General features: G+C 57.2%; 19 protein-coding genes and 1 pseudogene. 8 read left to right on the top strand and 12 right to left on the bottom strand.

Annotation, left to right across the window (positions count from 1 at the left end):
- Positions 1-237: 237 nt before the first annotated feature.
- The 7 genes and pseudogenes from BVK86_RS20280 to BVK86_RS20250 all read right to left on the bottom strand — a co-directional run.
- Positions 238-387 (bottom strand): annotated as a pseudogene (locus tag BVK86_RS20280) (response regulator transcription factor); the annotation flags it as partial.
- A gap of 237 nt (positions 388-624) precedes the next feature.
- Entirely contained in the window at positions 625-1,011 is a 387-nt protein-coding gene (locus tag BVK86_RS20275; protein ID WP_075948098.1) for a response regulator, read from the bottom strand.
- 179 nt (positions 1,012-1,190) lie between these two features.
- Positions 1,191-2,519, bottom strand: coding sequence for a deoxyguanosinetriphosphate triphosphohydrolase (locus tag BVK86_RS20270; RefSeq protein ID WP_075948097.1), 1,329 nt, complete (start codon positions 2,517-2,519; stop codon positions 1,191-1,193).
- 111 nt (positions 2,520-2,630) lie between these two features.
- A complete protein-coding gene (locus tag BVK86_RS20265) occupies positions 2,631-3,794 on the bottom strand; it encodes an EAL domain-containing protein (protein WP_075948096.1) in 1,164 nt (387 codons plus the stop codon).
- 126 nt (positions 3,795-3,920) lie between these two features.
- A complete protein-coding gene (locus BVK86_RS20260) occupies positions 3,921-4,265 on the bottom strand; it encodes a hypothetical protein (RefSeq protein WP_075948095.1) in 345 nt (114 codons plus the stop codon).
- A complete protein-coding gene (locus BVK86_RS20255) occupies positions 4,262-4,651 on the bottom strand; it encodes a phage holin family protein (protein ID WP_075948094.1) in 390 nt (129 codons plus the stop codon). The genes BVK86_RS20260 and BVK86_RS20255 overlap by 4 nt, the downstream gene beginning before the upstream one ends.
- A 1-nt stretch (position 4,652) precedes the next feature.
- Positions 4,653-4,967: an ElaB/YgaM/YqjD family protein gene (locus BVK86_RS20250; protein ID WP_008055105.1), complete on the bottom strand. Its 315-nt coding sequence runs from the start codon at positions 4,965-4,967 to the stop codon at positions 4,653-4,655.
- Positions 4,968-5,292: 325 nt separating this feature from the next.
- On the opposite strand from BVK86_RS20250, the gene BVK86_RS20245 reads away from it, so the two are divergent.
- The 5 genes from BVK86_RS20245 to BVK86_RS20225 all read left to right on the top strand — a co-directional run bounded on the left by BVK86_RS20245 (position 5,293) and on the right by BVK86_RS20225 (position 8,747).
- Positions 5,293-6,501, top strand: coding sequence for an ammonium transporter (locus tag BVK86_RS20245; RefSeq protein ID WP_075948093.1), 1,209 nt, complete (start codon positions 5,293-5,295; stop codon positions 6,499-6,501).
- 141 nt (positions 6,502-6,642) lie between these two features.
- A complete protein-coding gene (locus BVK86_RS20240) occupies positions 6,643-6,879 on the top strand; it encodes a glutaredoxin family protein (protein ID WP_075948092.1) in 237 nt (78 codons plus the stop codon).
- A 169-nt stretch (positions 6,880-7,048) separates the two neighbouring features.
- Complete coding sequence (locus BVK86_RS20235) at positions 7,049-7,366, top strand: transcriptional regulator (RefSeq protein ID WP_075948091.1); 318 nt, start codon at positions 7,049-7,051, stop codon at positions 7,364-7,366.
- 72 nt (positions 7,367-7,438) lie between these two features.
- Complete coding sequence (locus BVK86_RS20230; protein WP_075948090.1) at positions 7,439-8,329, top strand: pseudouridine synthase; 891 nt, start codon at positions 7,439-7,441, stop codon at positions 8,327-8,329.
- A gap of 139 nt (positions 8,330-8,468) precedes the next feature.
- A complete protein-coding gene (locus BVK86_RS20225; RefSeq protein ID WP_075948089.1) occupies positions 8,469-8,747 on the top strand; it encodes a hypothetical protein in 279 nt (92 codons plus the stop codon).
- A 77-nt stretch (positions 8,748-8,824) separates the two neighbouring features.
- Here the strand turns inward: BVK86_RS20225 and BVK86_RS20220 are convergent, their stop codons facing one another.
- Both BVK86_RS20220 and mobA read right to left on the bottom strand, forming a co-directional pair.
- On the bottom strand, positions 8,825-9,046 hold the full coding sequence (locus tag BVK86_RS20220) for a YgdI/YgdR family lipoprotein (protein WP_046816110.1): 222 nt from the start codon (positions 9,044-9,046) through the stop codon (positions 8,825-8,827).
- 78 nt (positions 9,047-9,124) lie between these two features.
- Positions 9,125-9,727: a molybdenum cofactor guanylyltransferase MobA gene (mobA, locus tag BVK86_RS20215; protein WP_075948088.1), complete on the bottom strand. Its 603-nt coding sequence runs from the start codon at positions 9,725-9,727 to the stop codon at positions 9,125-9,127.
- An 81-nt stretch (positions 9,728-9,808) separates the two neighbouring features.
- On the opposite strand from mobA, the gene moaB reads away from it, so the two are divergent.
- The gene (moaB, locus tag BVK86_RS20210) at positions 9,809-10,348 is read left to right on the top strand and encodes a molybdenum cofactor biosynthesis protein B (RefSeq protein WP_075948087.1); all 540 of its coding nucleotides are present in this window, start codon (positions 9,809-9,811) and stop codon (positions 10,346-10,348) included.
- Positions 10,332-11,558 carry a molybdopterin molybdotransferase MoeA gene (locus tag BVK86_RS20205; RefSeq protein WP_075948086.1) on the top strand — a complete coding sequence of 409 codons (1,227 nt, stop codon included), beginning with the start codon at positions 10,332-10,334 and terminating at the stop codon, positions 11,556-11,558. Before moaB ends, BVK86_RS20205 begins: the two co-directional genes overlap by 17 nt.
- A gap of 63 nt (positions 11,559-11,621) precedes the next feature.
- Here the strand turns inward: BVK86_RS20205 and BVK86_RS20200 are convergent, their stop codons facing one another.
- A complete protein-coding gene (locus BVK86_RS20200) occupies positions 11,622-11,933 on the bottom strand; it encodes a hypothetical protein (RefSeq protein WP_075948085.1) in 312 nt (103 codons plus the stop codon).
- Positions 11,934-12,162: 229 nt separating this feature from the next.
- Between BVK86_RS20200 and yegS the strand changes: the two genes are divergently transcribed.
- Entirely contained in the window at positions 12,163-13,080 is a 918-nt protein-coding gene (gene yegS / locus BVK86_RS20195) for a lipid kinase YegS (RefSeq protein ID WP_075948084.1), read from the top strand.
- On the opposite strand, the gene BVK86_RS20190 is transcribed toward yegS, so the two are convergent.
- Both BVK86_RS20190 and BVK86_RS20185 read right to left on the bottom strand, forming a co-directional pair.
- Positions 13,064-13,720: a response regulator transcription factor gene (locus tag BVK86_RS20190; protein ID WP_075948083.1), complete on the bottom strand. Its 657-nt coding sequence runs from the start codon at positions 13,718-13,720 to the stop codon at positions 13,064-13,066. The genes yegS and BVK86_RS20190 overlap by 17 nt on opposite strands.
- Positions 13,717-14,610: a sensor histidine kinase gene (locus BVK86_RS20185; protein ID WP_075948082.1), complete on the bottom strand. Its 894-nt coding sequence runs from the start codon at positions 14,608-14,610 to the stop codon at positions 13,717-13,719. The genes BVK86_RS20190 and BVK86_RS20185 overlap by 4 nt, the downstream gene beginning before the upstream one ends.
- Between the last annotated feature and the right edge of the window lie 367 nt (positions 14,611-14,977).

Below are 14,977 nucleotides of genomic sequence, written 5' to 3'. Positions count from 1 at the left end.
GACGAGTGATGGTTTGCGTCCGCGTTCCCTTAAGAGCACTCGCGCATGGCCATTCGAAAACCATCTTCGTTGCTGTGATTTGGCAGGTCAGCATCATCGTAGCCCATCAAGGCGTATGTGCATTTAGGCTAGATCGCCCTCGGCTGGTGTCAAACTCAAATGTCAATCAGAGGTTTAAGTATCTGAATAATATAGCTATTAAGTGTAGAGTGTTTTTCTTGTCTAGAAAACGTCGGTGACCAGGTCAGGCATGCACTCGCGAACCATCTGCATGGCGTCCACCCCGTTATCGGTTTCACCAACGACTTTAAAACCTTCGTGTTCCAGCAACATGCGAACGGCAAGTCGGATGACAGGGTGATCGTCGACGATAAAAACGGAGTTCATAATCAAATCCCATGCGAGCTCAAATAAAGCGCGCACCTTAGCTCAGATAGTTGAGGGGACGTACGAATGGGTGTGCCTGTAGTCGTAATATAGGAATCGTCCTACAAATGATAGGGAATAGGCTTACGTATCAACTAGGTTTTTAATGGGGATGAATAAAAGTCGTGTTTGCTTGCAATTGTTGCGGAGTGATTGTTTGGTTTTGCCTTCACTTGAGTTTTTATGACGGTCCTATGTTTAAGGTAAGGTCAATAGGTGTGTGAATTCAGATTGTTTCAATGGTTTTATCAAATATCCCAGTAACGGCAGGTCATGAATGTTTGCCGTGCTTTCTATACCGTCCAGCTCTGCGGAAGTCAGGCTGCTCAGTAAAATGGCTTTCCTGATCATTCCAAGTTGACTGGCAAGTTTGACCAGGTCAATACCGAGCATGTCGGGCAGACATTGGTCACACAAAAGAATATCGAACGGTTGTTCAGCGCTAAGCATTTCCTGCAAAGCACCATGAGCACTGTCGGTTGTAATCAATCGGTAAAAACCGAAACTCTCGAGTAAATATTGTGTTGCCTTAAGCTGAAATGGATGGTCTTCCACCAGCAAGATGCGCAGATTGTCCTTGGTCATGTTATTCACGCTTATTTGTTGTACGAAAATAGTCGTGATTGTTTCGCGACAACATAGAGCAATCGATCAGTTCACTCGACTTCAACTGTAGGGATATTCCGCGAACGTTGAATGCACTTGAATTTTTTGCGGTTGATCGGCCATTACCGACGACGTAATGGCCGATCAGCAGATTCAGTTCAGTGACTGGAACGTCCGGTCATTTCCAGCGCCATATCGCTGGCGTAGCTGTCGGTCATGCCGGCGATGAAGTCGATCATCCGTAGAAACGAGGTGTGTAAAGGGCCGTTCGGGTCGGGCGCATTGTTGCCCAGCAGATCGAGAATCCGCCGACTCTTGAACGATGGCGTTCGACCGCCATGTTGCTCGAGTGCCGCACCGCAGAAGGCGTTAAGCAAGATTTCCAACGTGGTGTAGGCGCCGATTTCGTGCAAGGTCTTGCGTTTGTCCTGGAAGATTTTTTTACGCGCCATGTCTTTTGCGTTCAGGACACACCGTTTGGCCGGGCCGTGCATGTGCTCAACCAGATCCCCAGGCAGCGTACCGGCCAGCAATGTGTCCTGCTGTTCGACAAAGGCGCGGGCAGCGGCATTGGTCAAGTGCTCGATGGCCTTGCCGCGCAGGATCGCCAGTTTGCGTCGACGTGAATCCCTGGGGCCGAGCTGACGATAGGTTTCCGGCAGATCGTCACCCACCAGGTCCAGCAACAGCGACTCGACTTCGGCGTATTCCAGCAACTCCATTTCCAGGCCGTCTTCAAGATCGATCAACGCGTAGCAGATGTCATCGGCGGCCTCCATCAGGTACACCAGCGGATGGCGCGCCCAGCGTTGCTCCTCAAGTTGTGGCAAGCCCAGTTTCTGGGCGATCTGCTCGAGCAGCGGCAGCTCACTCTGGTAGCAGCCGAATTTGTGCTTTTTGTATCCCAGCGAATCGGCATGCTTGGCCGTCCACGGGTATTTCAGGTACGTGCCGAGCGTGGCGTAGGTCAGTCGCGTGCCACCATCGAACTGGTGATACTCCAGCTGAGTCAGAACTCGAAAGCCTTGGGCGTTGCCCTCGAAATTAAGGAAGTCATTGCGCTCGGCTTCACTCATCGCGTCCAGCCAGCCACGCCCCGCAGCCTGCTGGAACCAGTGACGAATCGCATCTTCGCCAGAGTGTCCGAACGGCGGGTTGCCGATGTCATGGGCCAGGCAGGCCGATTGCACGACCATTCCCAGATCACTGGGTTCGCACCAGTCGGGCAAGGCGCTGCGAATGGTTTCGCCGACACGCATACCCAGCGACCGGCCGACACAACTGACTTCCAGTGAATGCGTCAGGCGCGTATGAATGTGGTCGTTGCTCGACACCGGATGAACCTGGGTTTTGCGTCCGAGGCGACGGAACGCACCTGAGAAGATGATCCGGTCATGGTCTTTGTGAAAAGGGCTGCGGCCGAGTTCTTGCGGGCTGTGCAGCGGCTTTCCGAGGCGTTCGCGGGTAAGCAGGGTATGCCAATCCAAGGCTGTTTCTCTCCGTCAGGTGACTGAGGGCCTAGCTTCCCGGTTCGCACCCCGACCTGCAAGGGGCAAGAGGCTGTTCTTAATACGCCGGGGAATGCGTTGAGAGCATTCCTACAGTCCGACGGCGTCGATATCGATAAGCAGCAAGCGTTCGCCATTGTCGAAAAACTGCCCCGCGGTCAGGCAGTACTGGTTGCTGGTGGCATCGCGATAGGTGTTGGACAGCGTCAGCCGGCGCTCATCCCAGCCTTCTGCGAGCAAGTGATAGAAGTAGGGGCGCCAGGACCAGTTATGACCCAGATAACGGCTGTCGGCGACCCAACCATTGTTGCGCCATTCCAGGTTCGGCGTCAGTTGAGTGCCGTGACGGTCACACTGGTAGAAGCGCAATAACCAGGGAAAGGCGTCCAGTTGCGGCAGCGCGCTCAGGGGCGCGCGGGTCTGGGCCCAGGCTTGCAGGATCGCCATCAGTTCACTCAGTTGTTGGCGCATGATTTTCAGGCGTCCGCGTTCTGTGAGTTTTTGCTGAACGTAGCGCTGTCGCAGTTGAGCAAATTTTTCGACGAAGGCCCCGGTGGCAAAGAATTGTTCTTGTGCCCCGGCGAACAGAAAACCCTGCACATAGCGCGATCCGCATTCCAGAGCAAAGTGGAGCTGAGCTTCGGTTTCCACGCCTTCGGCGATAATCCAGCAACCGGTTTTCTCGGCCATCTGCGCCAGGGCCTTGACCACATCACTGCTCGGCCCGCCCAGCGCGGCGGCCTGGAACAGGCGCATGTCGAGTTTGAGGATGTCCGGTTGCAGCGCCAGGACGCGATCGAGTTGCGAGTAGCCGGCGCCGAAATCATCGATGGCAATCCGCGCCCCAGCCAGTCGGTAGCGCGCGACCACGTGCGCCAGGCGCTGGATGTCGCCACCCAGTTCGGTGATCTCGAAAACGATTCGCCGTGGGTCGACGTCATGTCTTGCCAGTTGCTTGAGGCTTGGAAGTGGTTGATCGGGGCGCAGGCGGCTGATCCAGCGCGGGGAAATGTTCAGGCTTAGAAACCAGTCCGGCGGGGCCTCATGTAACCGGCTCAAGGCGTTATCGCGCAGCTGGCGATCGAGACGACGAAGCGAAATGGCGTTGGTTCTTGGGTCGGCGAACAGGGGGCCCACGGACGCCAATTGCCCATCGCCGTGACGCAGGCGTCCCAGTGCTTCGACGCCGGCGATACGGCCGGTCGCGGTATCGATGAACGGCTGAAAGCAGGCAAGCGGTTGCCCGTCGATCACAAGGCCTCCTTAGTAGATCTTGTTTTTGGGGTTGGGCTGGGCACCGGGTAGGCACGCAGGATTGACCCCCTTGATAAAGAGGTTCATCCCGCGGGTGTTGCAAGAATGCAGCCAGATAGTGGTCGCTTAGTTTTTACGCGAGGAGCCCTGTATGATCAATTTGATCAGCGGCCCCAATGTGGTGCCCAGACGAACCAGACGCGTCAGGCTGGTGACCCCGCCGCCATGTTTTGCACCCTTGCCGGTCAAAAAACCGAGCAAGGTCACGGCGGCCACGCCCCACAGCGGGGCGTGCTTGATGCCGAAGCCGTCTTGCAGGTTCTGCGTCATCCCGCGAACACGCTGCAGGGGTTGCAGCAGTTGCGCGGACTCGTGACGGATTTCCTGGCGATGCATTTCCATGCGCAGGCGGATCAACGCCTTGCGCATTTCCGTGCGCGAACTGTTGCTCGGGAGTTCAGGCAGGTTCATGGCAGCAGGCGCTCCCGATCATTGGCCAGTTCTTCCAGGGTGCCATGGAAGGGCGAGGATTCGTCGAAAATGGCTGCTCTGAGGCGCATGCCGCAGAAGATCGCCGCCAGGGTATAGAACACGCAAAGCCCGATGATGGCCGCCAGTCTATAGGTGTCCCAAAACAGGATCAGCACCAGCGTCGAAAGCCCCACCAGCAACAGCAGGGCAAATACCAACGCCAGGCCTGCAAATAACAGCAGGCTTACGGTGCGGGCCTTTTGCTCCTGCAATTCGATGCCAAAGAGTTCGACATGACTGTGCAGCAAACCAAGGAACGCGGCGCCCAGGCGCCGCGATGAGGAGCCTGTGCCTGTCTCGGACGAGCCGGATTCACCGATTGCCATATCAGCGCCGTGTCGCCAGCAGACCAATCAGGAAGCCCACGCCCGCCGCAATCCCGACCGATTGCCAAGGGTTGGCCTGGACATAATCCTCGGTGGCGGTGACGGCAGCCTTGCCGCGTTCACGCAGGGAGTCCTCGGTCAATTTCAAGGTTTCGCGTGCGCGCAGCAGACTGTCGTGGATCTGGTCTCGCAGCTCATCAGCCTGGTCACCAGCCAGGGACGCGGTGTGCTCCAGCAACCGCTCGGTGTCGCTGACCAGTGTCTGAAAATCGCTCATCAGGATTTCTTGAGCAGTCTTTGCCTTGATGCTGGCCATTGGTGATCTCCATAGGTGGCTTTCTGAATCGTTCGAGTATGAGCCTTGCGCGAAGGTTCAGTACAAATGACTGGTACAACTTTTGCTGTGTCGTGGTGCGCCAGCCTGCGCGAATGCGCTGTTGCCGGGCATGATTTTCGTAAAACCTTAACTCAAACGATCGAAGCCCGGGCAATTGTCCGGGATCGATCGATTTTACGAACCCTGTGCGCCAAAGCGGTTCATCGGGAGTGATTGACTCGATTCGAGACGTCACTACTTGGTGCATGGATTGCCCGCGTGAACTGCTTTGGTGCTTTTTTCAGCCTTTAGGTCTGCCAAATCCATGGAAAATATACAAAGCGCTGTGGACAGCCTGGTCCATAGTTCCAACACGTTGTTCATCCTCATCGGCGCAGTCATGGTGCTGGCGATGCACGCCGGTTTCGCCTTCCTCGAAGTCGGAACGGTCCGGCAAAAAAACCAGGTCAACGCATTGTCGAAAATTCTCAGTGACTTTGCGATTTCGACGTTGGCTTACTTCTTTATAGGCTATTGGATTTCCTACGGCGTCACCTTTATGCAACCGGCGGCGGTGATCAATGCCGATCACGGTTACGGTCTGGTGAAGTTTTTCTTTTTGCTGACCTTCGCCGCGGCGATCCCGGCGATCATCTCCGGTGGTATCGCCGAGCGTGCGCGGTTCGTTCCGCAACTGTGCGCGACAGCACTGATCGTGGCGTTCATCTACCCGTTCTTCGAAGGCATGATCTGGAATGGCAACTTTGGTTTGCAGGCCTGGTTGCTGGCGCAGTTCGGTGCCGGTTTCCATGACTTTGCCGGCTCGGTAGTGGTCCATGCCATGGGCGGCTGGCTGGCGCTGGCGGCGGTGTTGTTGTTGGGGCCACGCAATGGGCGCTATCGCGAAGGGCGCTTGGTTGCGTTCGCGCCGTCGAGTATTCCGTTCCTGGCATTGGGCTCGTGGATTCTCATCGTCGGCTGGTTCGGGTTCAACGTGATGAGTGCGCAAACGCTGCAAGGGGTGAGCGGGCTGGTGGCCGTCAATTCGCTGATGGCCATGGTCGGCGGCACTGTGGCGGCCTTGGTTGTCGGCCGCAACGACCCCGGCTTCCTGCACAACGGCCCATTGGCCGGACTGGTGGCGATCTGCGCCGGTTCCGACCTGATGCATCCGGTCGGGGCGCTGGTGACCGGTGCCATTGCCGGGGCATTGTTCGTCTGGTGCTTTACGGCCGCGCAGGTCAAATGGCAAATCGACGATGTGCTGGGTGTCTGGCCCTTGCATGGCTTGTGCGGGGTGTGGGGTGGCATTGCCTGCGGCATCTTCGGCCAGAGCGCGCTGGGCGGTTTGGGCGGTGTGAGTCTGATCAGTCAGTTGATTGGCACCGCGTTGGGGGTGGTGGTGGCATTGGCCGGCGGCTTTGCGGTGTATGGCACGATCAAGGCGTTCCACGGTTTGCGTTTGAGTCAGGAAGAGGAGTACTACGGCGCGGACCTGTCGGTGCACAAGATCGGCGCGGTCAGTCAGGATTGATGCTTTCTTCGCCTTCGGCCCAGGAATAAAAACCTTGCAGGAGGCGATAGCAGTCCGGGCTACAGAGCAGAAAATGCAATGGCTCGACGGTTTTCCAGGCCAGGCCTAGAATGATCACTTAATTTTTTCGGTTGAGCCCTCATGCTTCCTGAATGTCAGTTGTTCGGCACCTTGGGGTGCCATCTCTGCGAAGTAGCCGAAGCCATGCTGATGGAATTCGTCGAGCGTGGCCTGTTGGTGGAACTGGTGGATATCGCTGAAGACGAAACCTGGTTCGCGGCTTACAGTCTGCGCATTCCGGTATTGCGACGGGTCGACACAGGGGCTGAGCTGGGCTGGCCCTTCAGTGCCGATGAGGTGGTGGCGTTCCTGCGGTAACTAGTTTCACGGCAACGATGTTCCCGCCTGTCGAACTTTACGATTGATCCTCTTGGCTTACAGGTTGGTATTCGGATACTGTATGCGCATACAGTTATTCGCAATGCAGCCTTGCCGCTCCCGGTAACCCGGCGAAAGTGCGCAGGTTCAGGCGTGAGAGGGAAGAATCGTGGTCAATGTCGAGCAATTGAAAAGCAGCGTAAACCTGATGCCGGTGGACGTGGTGCGCGAGGCAGTCCTCGAGTTGCGCCTGGACGGGCTGGTGACGGAGGGAAAAACCCCTTTCAACAAAGTCCACTTCAACACCTGTTTTGCTGAAATCGAAGCCTTGTTCCAGCGTGCTGGCTATCACCGGCAACTGGACGTCGTGGGTTATCAGGGCTTGTTGTATGCGATTTATGATCCGGGACGGTGGGAAGCGGTCGATGTGCTGCGCTGGCTGAAGGAGTACACCGAAGCGGCGGCGCGCACGCAGATTCCGGCCTGAAGAATCTGCGCTAGGTTCGACCCCCGTTGCTGTTGGATAATGCCGCTCTGCATCGAGGGTTAGAACGTTCGTATGTCCACTTCATCTTTTTCTGCCGCACACAGCCAGGCCAGCACACTCTATTTACCGGCTGGCCCGTGGCGGACCGTAATCGACTGTCTGTGCGAGCACTTCAGCGCCATCAGCCGTGAGCAATGGCTGGACAGGGTCGCCCGTGGCCGCGTTCTCGATGGACACGGCATGCCAATCGCCCTTGATCTGCCGTACAAGGAAGGTTTGCGGATTCACTATTTTCGCGAAGTGCCGGACGAAAAACCCATCCCGGTGACTGAGTCGATTCTGTATGCAGATGAACATCTGGTGGTGGCAGATAAACCACATTTTCTCCCGGTGACGCCGGCCGGTGAGTATGTGGAGCAGACTTTGCTCAGGCGGCTGATCCGCCGTCTGGATAATCCGCATCTGGTGCCGCTGCATCGCATCGATCGCCATACCGCTGGCCTGGTGCTGTTTTCCGCCAACCCGCAAAGTCGCTCGGCGTATCAATCCCTGTTTCCAACCCGGCAGATTGAAAAGCGCTACGAAGCCATTGCCCGGGCATTACCTGATCTGTCTTTTCCGTTGGTCCATAAAAGCCGGCTCATTGATGGCGAGCCATTCTTCCGCATGCAGGAAGGTCCGGGCGTCAGCAATACCGAGACGGCGGTTGAGGTCAGGGAGAAAAATGGCGATCTGTGGCGTTACGGCCTCTATCCGGTGACGGGCAAGAAGCATCAGTTACGTGTGCACATGACGGCCTTGGGCGCGAGTATCTGCAACGATCCGTTTTATCCACAGGTACTCAGGGACGCGACAGACGACTACGCCAATCCTTTGAAACTGCTGGCGCAAGGGTTGAAGTTTGTCGATCCGGTGACCGGGGAGGAGCGAGAGTTCGAGAGCGCAATCACCCTGCAATGGTGATAGTGATACGGAAAAAATCGAATTTCCACGCTGGTTTACAGTCATTTGAACAGGCACCACGAATGTGGCGTTCAATGATCTCGGTACCGCCAGTGAGTTTCCCGGGCAGTGCAGAGACTTTCCAAGCCAGGAGATACTCATGAAACGTACCGTTTTTGCTGGAATGTTCATTTGCGCTGCAATGTTGGCCTCTCCCGCATTCGCTGCGGACAGCGATCTTTGCACCATCAAGCTTCAGGAACTCAAGGACAAAGTCACCAGCCTGCCAGCGACGTCCGAAAACACCACGATGGAAATCAAGCGGATGCAGGCAAGCGCTGAAGCGGCCCGTGCCGCCAATGATGACAAGAAGTGCATCACCGAGGCCACGCAGGCACTGACTCGTGCGGATAAACTGAACAGCGAGCCGAATCCGTAGCCTCTCGAACTTAAACAGCAAACAAAAAAATGCCCCGACTGATCGGGGCTTTTTTGTATCCGGTGATGCCGCCAGGATTACAGCTCCTTGACGGTACGAACCTGATCCTTGTTGATGCGCGTCTGCTTGCCATCCAGTTGTTCGAATTCGTAGAAGCCCGATTCGTCATCGTAGTTTGGCGTGTCGACAGCCTGGATTTCGCGACCGTCATTCAAGGTGATCACTGTAGGCGATGCGCAGCCGGCGAGGGTAGCGAGGCCCAGTGCGAGCATGAAAGTGGCGAGGGTCCGTTGAGTCATGGGTGTGTCTCCGAAAATGAATTCTTTTGGTTACTGAGCTTGAGACGTAAACAGCGCCCGCAAGTTCCTTGCGTAGTGTCAGTCTGACACAGTGTTGTGCGTGCTTAACAGTTCCGGCGTATTCAGATTGGCCAGGCGCGGGTCATTGTCGGGGCACTGCAAGGCAATCGCGCCCAGTTTGCGCATCACTCGTCCCGGGCTGCGCTCACCCTCGTGCCAGGCACTCTCGAAGTGCGTGCGCAGTGCCACAGGGATAACGCACAGCAACGGTTCCCAGTGCTCGTCATGCCACAACATCAAGGGTTTGTCTGGATGCTGGCTGGCGGTTTCGCGCATGTTGGCAAGCAGGGCTGCATCGATGCGCGGCACGTCACAAGGCAATACCACCAGTTGCGGATGCCGCGCTGCTTTCAGGCCCGCTCGAATCCCGGCCAGAGGCCCTGGAAAGTCACCTTCATCGTCATGCACCAACTGGTCGGCGTAGGCGGCGTACTTTTCCTGATTGCGGTTACAGGAAATGATCAGGTCGTCGCTCAGGAGGCGGGTCTTGCGATGCAAATGCGCTATCAGCGGCTCACCGTGCCATTCCAGCAACCCTTTATCCTGCCCGCCCATGCGCTGGCCGCGCCCGCCTGCCAGGAGCAGAATCGAGCAGGGTGGCAATTGTGCATTCAAAGTCATGGCAGTTCTCCATGGGGGCGGCGGAAAAAGGGAGCGCTGTGATATAACACCGGGCTGTTTCTCCTACAACTGGACGAGCCTATGAAAGCCAAGGCTGATACACCTTTCGCGCCGCTGAACATTGCAGTTTTGACGGTCAGCGATACCCGTACCCTGGAAACCGATACCTCAGGCCAGGTCTTCGTTGACCGATTGACGGCAGCCGGCCATAACCTGGCTTCCCGTGTACTGCTTAAAGATGATCTTTACAAAATTCGTGCGCAAGTTGCCAACTGGATTGCCGACGATGTCGTGCAGGTCGTGCTGATCACGGGTGGCACCGGTTTTACCGGTCGCGACAGTACGCCAGAGGCGGTGAGCTGCCTGCTCGACAAACAAGTCGATGGTTTTGGCGAACTGTTCCGGCAGATTTCCGTGGCGGACATCGGCACGTCGACTGTCCAGTCCCGCGCCCTGGCTGGCCTGGCAAATGGCACGCTGGTCTGCTGCTTGCCGGGTTCGACCAATGCAGTACGCACCGGCTGGGACGGCATTCTTGCCGAGCAGTTGGACTCTCGCCATCGCCCCTGCAACTTCGTCCCTCATTTGAAACAGGCAGCTCCTTGTGAATCCCGTGGGTAAGCCTGGCAAGACCGGCAGCCTGATGCCGGTCGAGACAGCACTGGCGCGGTTGCTGGAAATGGCGGACGCCACACGAGTGCTTGAGCGTGAGCGCTTGCCGTTGGCCCAGGTTCAGGGCCGTGTGTTGGCCGATGATCTGCTGTCGACGCTGGATCTCCCGCCATGGCCAAACAGCGCCATGGACGGCTATGCGCTGCGTACGGCTGACTGGACCGGCGAGCCGCTGGTTGTCAGCCAGAAGATTTATGCCGGCCAGGCTCCCGAGCCTTTGAAACCAGGCACCTGCGCGCGTATTTTCACGGGGGCACCTGTTCCAGCCGGAGCCGATTGTGTCGAGATGCAGGAAAACGCTGAAGTCCTGGCGGACGAGCGAGTCGCATTTATCGAAGCCATTAAACCTGGGCAAAACATTCGTCCACAGGGCCAGGAAACGACTGTCGGTGAACTGGTTTTGCCGGCGGGTACGCGCTTGGGGCCGATCGAGCAAGGTTTGGCTGCGTCGTTGGGTTGCGCCGAGCTGGATGTGGTCCGCAAGGTCCGTGTTGCGGTTCTGTCCACCGGCGATGAATTGATTGAGCCGGGTCAGGCGCTGGGCCCGGGGCAAATCTATAACAGCAACCGTGTGCTGCTCTGCAGTTGGTTGCAGCGTTTGGGTTGTGACGTGGTCGATGCCGGGATTCTTCCTGACAATCTGGACACCACGCGTACGCGACTCGGCGAACTCAAAAATGTCGATCTGATTCTCTCGACCGGTGGAGTATCGGTGGGTGAGGCTGACTTTCTGGGCATTGCCTTGCGTGAAGAAGGTGAGTTGAGTTTGTGGAAGCTCGCCATCAAGCCAGGCAAACCGCTGACATTCGGACATTTCCGTGGCGTTCCGGTCATCGGCCTGCCCGGTAATCCGGCATCGACACTGGTGACCTTTGCCTTGTTGACCCGGCCCTATCTTTTGCGCCGCATGGGCGTCACAGACATCGAGCCATTGAAGGTGCAAGTGCCGTGCGGGTTTGACTGGCCCGTTGCTGGCAACCGGCGCGAATACTTGCGTGGTCGCCTTGAGAACGGCCGGGCGATCATCTACAAAAATCAGAGTTCTGGCGTACTGCGTAGTGCCGCCTGGGCTGACGGACTGGTTGAAGTATTGGAGGGGCGAACGCTGGTTGCAGGTGACAGCGTCAGCTTCATCCCTTTGAGTGAAGTCCTGGTCTGATTCCTACAGCGGTGAAGTCTCGCAAACCCGGTTGTTGAAGCCGGGTTTTGCGTTTTCGGCTGCTTAATGTGCCAGCAACAAAGTGACCAGCTGGTCGAAACGGCTATTGGCGATCCAGCCCAGCAGCCCCAACACCACGGCCGTTCCGCCCGCGGAATAGGCTAGCCTGTGTTTGATGGACTTGACGTCACTGCGCACTTCTTCCATGTCCTTGCGAATGTATTTGAGGTGTGTCTCCAGCTCAATGACACGCGGTTCCATATCGAATTCTCCCTTGGTTTCTTTGCTGCTTGCGAAATCTGCCTGATGATTGGCCCATTTTTCAGCGATGGGTATGACTGGCGTCACTGGCATCCTGTTGTCATGGTTTGGCATGGCACGTCCTTGTGTTTGTCCTGCTGATGACTGAAATCCGTGGACCCCAAGGTGTACCAATCATGGATATTGGTCAATTGAGCCGATTCCTCAGGTTTTGTAAGAAAAATCCCGTCCTTGTAGGACGTGCAGGCCGCCCCCTGGAAAAAAATCATATTCGTGCGACTTTTAAGAGAGGTGGCGAGGTCAACATCTCCTGTACGCCATTTCAAATCCGGGAGTGAACACCATGAGCGAACGCAAGGCGCTGTTGATTCTGCATGGCAAGCAAGCGCTCAACGAGGAAGTGCGCACCGCCGTTCAAGGCAAGCGCGAACAAGGCTGGGAGCTCGCCGTTCGGCTGACCTGGGAGGCTGGCGACGCGCAGCGCCTGGTGCAAGAGGCATTGGCTGCGGGCTATCTGCACATAATTGCCGGCGGGGGGGATGGTACGTTGCGCGATATTGCCGAGGCCATGGCAGCGCAATCGTCGCAGGCGAGCCTGGTGCTGATGCCCTTGGGAACCGCCAATGATTTTGCACGCGCTGCCGGCGTCCCACTGGAGCCCGCAGAGGCGCTGAACCTGCTGGACGTTGCACCGAGCGCCATCGATCTGGGAGAGGTCGGCGGGCAGGTGTTTCTGAACATGGCCACGGGGGGATTTGGCAGTCAGGTCACCGCCAATACCTCCGAGGACTTGAAAAAGGTGCTCGGTGGCGCGGCATATCTATTCACCGGCCTGTCACGGTTCAGTGAGCTGCACGCGGCTTACGGTGAATTACAGGGGCCGGACTTTCACTGGAGCGGCGAGCTGCTGGCTTTGGGTATCGGCAATGGCCGGCAGGCGGGGGGTGGGCATGAGTTATGTCCGCAGGCGCTGGCGGACGATGGATTGCTCGATATCAGCATCTTGCCGGCGCCGCAGGAAGTGGTAGGGACGTTGAAAAACCTGCTGGCGGACGGATTCGGCATCGATAGCATGTTTGTCCGCGCCAGGCTTCCATGGGTCGAGATCAAGGTGGCTGAAGGCTTGTACATCAACCTCGACGGCGAACCGCTGGAAGGCGACAGCCTGCGGTTTTCGGCGCGACCCGGAGCGCTGCGGGTGCATCTGCCCGGAGATTCTCCGCTGTTGAGCGCAAATGAGTTGGTCAATCGTCCAGACTGATGATCTGCTCGCGTACGGCGAACAGCACTAAGCCCGCCACATCGTAGATCTGCAAACGTTTCATGATTTGCGAGCGATGGGTTTCCACAGTCTTGACGCTCAAGCCCAGGCCGTTGGCAATTTCCCGGGTGGATTTTCCGCGCACGATCAAACGCAGGATTTCCAGCTGGCGGGCGGTCAGGTTGTGCGAGTCCGCGGGTTCCGGGTGTTTCTGGTTTCGGGTCAGCGCCTGGTTGATCACCGTATGGGCGATGGCCGGGCTGAGATAACGTTCATTGTTGCGCAAGGCTTCCAGCGCATGTTCCAGTTCGGTAGCGGTGGTGTCCTTGAGCAGATAGCCGTGGGCGCCGGATTCCAGCGCCTGCATGATCAGCGCCGGGTCGGTGTGCATCGACAGGATCAGCACCTTGCTCTGCGGGCGGATCTTTTTCAGTTGCTGCAAGGCTTCGAGGCCGCCGGTCTGCTTCATGGAGAGATCCAGCAGCACGATATCCGGAGAAAGATGCTCGACCATCGCGAGCAATTGCGAGCCGTCATTGGCTTCGCCAATGACGGCATAGCCAGGAAGGTCCATCACCAGGGCGCGCACGCCAGCCCTGATCAGCGAGTGGTCATCCACCAGAAGTAAGTTACAAGTCAATGCATAACCTTATTCGTACTGGCCCGCTCAAGCGCGCGAGGCGCCCAGGGGAAGAGTGCTTCGATTTGGGTGCCTTTGCCCGGCTCGCTGGTCACCGTCAACGTTCCGCCGAGTTGGTTGATCCGTTCCGACATGCCGGCCATCCCGCGCTGCCCCTCGCGGCCCGGATCAATGGCCGGCGCAAACCCCTGACCGTCGTCACTGATTTGCAGGCGCAGACCCTTGGGCAATCGCGTCAGGCAGACCAGCAGGTTCTTTGCCTCGGCATGCCGCAGAATGTTGGTAACCGCTTCCTGGGTGATGCGAAACGCCGCGACGGCCATTTCTTCCGGTATTCCGGTCAGGCGTTGATGGCATTCCAGGCTCCAGTTCACTGGAACGTTGGCCAGCGTTTTAAGCAAATGAGCGCGCAGACTGGCTTCCAGTCCCAGGCTGGTCAATTGCCGGGGATTGAGGATGGCCGATACATCGCGGACTTTGGCGAGAGTTTCTTCCAGCGTGTCGCACAGTACCGCGCATTGTCCCTGAAGCTCTTCCGGCATTCGGCGTTTGAGCCAGTCACTTTGCAGTTTTGCTGCGGTGAGTAACTGGCCGATGTCGTCGTGCAGCTCGCGACTGAGTCGGTGACGCTCGTTCTCCTGGACCTGCAGCAAGCGATCGGCCAGCTCTTGCGGCTGAAACTTGATCGACTTGCGGGACAGGCGATATTGCACCCACACGCAAGCAAGTGACGCGATATTGAGGATCAGCAAGCCCAAAGGCAGGTGAGTTGACAGGCCATAGATAAGCAGGCTGCCGAGCGTCGAGCAGGCACACAGCAAAAGGGTGAACCGGCGAGCATTTTCTCGTGAGGGGGGCCACATGGTGATCGACTTGAGGCTGGCGTACATAGCGGATGGAGCCAATGGAGGTTCGCTGCGGGCAGACCGGTCATGCTGGTTGACGGATCTCTGTTTTGTAGTGTTTTGCATCGACTTCAACGGTACGTACTTCCGATGAGAAATCCGGCCTGAAACTTGAACGTTGCAGTCACCCACAATCACATTGCTATTAATTGACGTCAACTAATGGGCGGCATAATAGCACTGAACATACCGTTGGTCGCGTCGTGATATATGTCCATGGAGTCAGGAAACAAGGCGTTTTGGACTGTATTTCCACAATGGAAAAGTGTGGGTGCTATCGTCGGCAAGATACCCTGGGTCACAGGGGCTTGGCCCGGTTGATGCCAGGTAAACCCTGGTCAGGAGCGGAGGC

This window comes from Pseudomonas reinekei (assembly GCF_001945365.1).
In the GTDB taxonomy this organism is placed as follows: Bacteria; Pseudomonadota; Gammaproteobacteria; order Pseudomonadales; family Pseudomonadaceae; genus Aquipseudomonas; species Aquipseudomonas reinekei.
Note: the sequence above shows the minus strand (reverse complement) of the source record. Positions and strands in the feature narration are given on the sequence as shown.